We start from the raw sequence: 2500 nt of genomic DNA on the forward strand, positions 1-2500 counted from the left end.
ACCATCGGCCACGTTGACCACGGTAAAACCACCCTGACCGCCGCCATCACCAACGTGCTGGCCAAGCACTTCGGTGGTAAAGCTTTCGCCTTCGACCAGATCGACAAGGCGCCGGAAGAGCGTGAGCGTGGTATCACCATCAACACCTCCCACGTAGAATACGACACCGCTACCCGTCACTACGCCCACGTAGACTGCCCGGGTCACGCCGACTACGTTAAAAACATGATCACCGGTGCTGCCCAGATGGACGGCGCGATCCTGGTAGTAGCAGCGACTGACGGCCCGATGCCGCAGACTCGTGAGCACATCCTGCTGGGTCGTCAGGTAGGCGTTCCGTACATCATCGTGTTCATGAACAAGTGTGACATGGTAGATGACGAAGAACTGCTGGAACTGGTCGAGATGGAAGTTCGCGAACTGCTGTCCGAGTACGACTTCCCGGGTGATGACCTGCCGGTAGTACGTGGTTCCGCACTGAAAGCGCTGGAAGGCGAAGCTCAGTGGGAAGAGAAGATCCTGGAACTGGCTGGCCACCTGGACACCTACATTCCGGAGCCGGAGCGCGCAATTGACCAGCCGTTCCTGATGCCGATCGAAGACGTATTCTCCATCGCTGGCCGTGGTACCGTAGTAACCGGTCGTGTAGAGCGCGGTATTGTTAAAGTTGGTGAAGAAGTGGAAATCGTTGGTATCAAAGATACCACCAAGACCACTTGTACCGGCGTTGAAATGTTCCGCAAACTGCTGGACGAAGGTCGTGCAGGCGAGAACGTTGGCGCGCTGCTGCGTGGCGTGAAGCGTGAAGACGTAGAGCGTGGTCAGGTACTGGCCAAGCCGGGCACCATCAAGCCGCACACCAAGTTCGAATCTGAAGTGTACGTGCTGTCCAAAGAAGAAGGTGGTCGTCATACCCCGTTCTTCAAAGGCTACCGTCCGCAGTTCTACTTCCGTACTACCGACGTGACCGGTACCATCGAACTGCCGGAAGGCGTAGAGATGGTAATGCCGGGCGACAACATCAAGATGGTTGTTACCCTGATTGCGCCGATCGCGATGGACGACGGCCTGCGTTTCGCCATCCGTGAAGGTGGTCGTACCGTAGGTGCTGGTGTTGTAGCTAAAGTTATCGCTTAATCGATACTTTATATGCACACATGAAAGGGGTGGCTTCGGCCACCCCTTTTACTTTTGGGGCTTTAAATGGCCTGTGAGATACTTTTGCGAAATCATCTATAGAGGTAGCTGCTGTGAGTAAACCCGCCATTTTTCTGGATCGCGATGGTGTCATCAACAAGGACACGGGTTATGTCAGCCAGGTTGATGACTTCCATTTTCTGCCCGGGGTGATTGAGGCCATGCAATTGCTGAAGAAAAAGGGCTATTTGCTGGTCGTGGTGACCAACCAATCCGGCATTGCCCGTGGTTACTTCACTGAAGATGACTTCATGAACCTGACCGAGTGGATGGATTGGTCCCTTGCCGATCGCGATGTGGATCTCGATGGCATCTATTTCTGCCCCCATCATCCGGACCACGGTGCTCCCTGCGACTGTCGCAAACCCGAACCGGGTATGCTGCTGCTTGCCCAGCGGGAGCTCGGTATCGATATGAGCCGCTCTTATATGGTGGGTGACAAACCTTCTGACCTGAAAGCCGCCATCAATGCCAAGGTCGGTCACAAGGTCATGGTCAGAACGGGCAAGCCGATTACTGATGCGGGGATTGAGCTGGCCGATGCCATCTACGACAACCTGCATGATTTTGCCGTTGCTGCGCCTGTCGCAGGCTGATTTCGCTGGATTAAGATGCTTTTTGGTGGCTTTTTGGTGGCTTTTTGGTGGCTTTGTGAGCGGTTGAGCGATGAAAGCCATCTTTTTGCAATAATCCTCTTGCCAGAACGAATTCACTCCCTATAATGCGCCTCCATCGACACGGCAAGCGGCAACGCAAACAGCCGGGTCGGTAGCCTCGAAAAGCCTTTGAAAATAAGGCTTGACTCGAGAAGGCGGTTGAGTAGAATGCCACTCCCGCAGCAGCCAAAAGCTGCGTCGCTCTTTAACAATTTGAATCAAGCAATCTGTGTGGGCACTCACAGCATCGAGCATCAAAAACAATTTTTGATTTTCAATGTCTGATGAAGTGACCAAAGCAACTTTTAAGTTGCAGCAGTTAATTCAGCAATTCATTGAGCCGCCTTAATTGGCAACCAAACTTAAATTGAAGAGTTTGATCATGGCTCAGATTGAACGCTGGCGGCAGGCCTAACACATGCAAGTCGAGCGGCAGCGGGAAAGTAGCTTGCTACTTTTGCCGGCGAGCGGCGGACGGGTGAGTAATGCCTGGGAAATTGCCCAGTCGAGGGGGATAACAGTTGGAAACGACTGCTAATACCGCATACGCCCTACGGGGGAAAGCAGGGGACCTTCGGGCCTTGCGCGATTGGATATGCCCAGGTGGGATTAGCTAGTTGGTGAGGTAATGGCTCACCAAGGCGACG

The 2500-nt window shown here is 53.6% G+C and carries 2 protein-coding genes and 1 rRNA gene (1 of these 3 cut by a window edge); all 3 read left to right on the forward strand.

The window, feature by feature from the left end; all coding sequences use genetic code 11:
- Positions 1-1137, forward strand: a 1137-nt coding sequence (gene tuf, locus AB5Y81_RS21575) for an elongation factor Tu (protein ID WP_017788708.1), incomplete at its 5' end; no start/stop codon positions are given.
- Between the two features lie 113 nt (positions 1138-1250).
- On the forward strand, positions 1251-1793 hold the full coding sequence (gene gmhB, locus AB5Y81_RS21580) for a D-glycero-beta-D-manno-heptose 1,7-bisphosphate 7-phosphatase (RefSeq protein WP_010635852.1): 543 nt from the start codon (positions 1251-1253) through the stop codon (positions 1791-1793).
- Positions 1794-2217: 424 nt separating this feature from the next.
- A 16S ribosomal RNA gene (locus AB5Y81_RS21585) occupies positions 2218-2500 on the forward strand; it runs 1262 nt beyond the window's last position.

Source organism: Aeromonas sp. s2 (assembly GCF_040907935.1).
GTDB classification, from domain to species: Bacteria; Pseudomonadota; Gammaproteobacteria; order Enterobacterales; family Aeromonadaceae; genus Aeromonas; species Aeromonas dhakensis.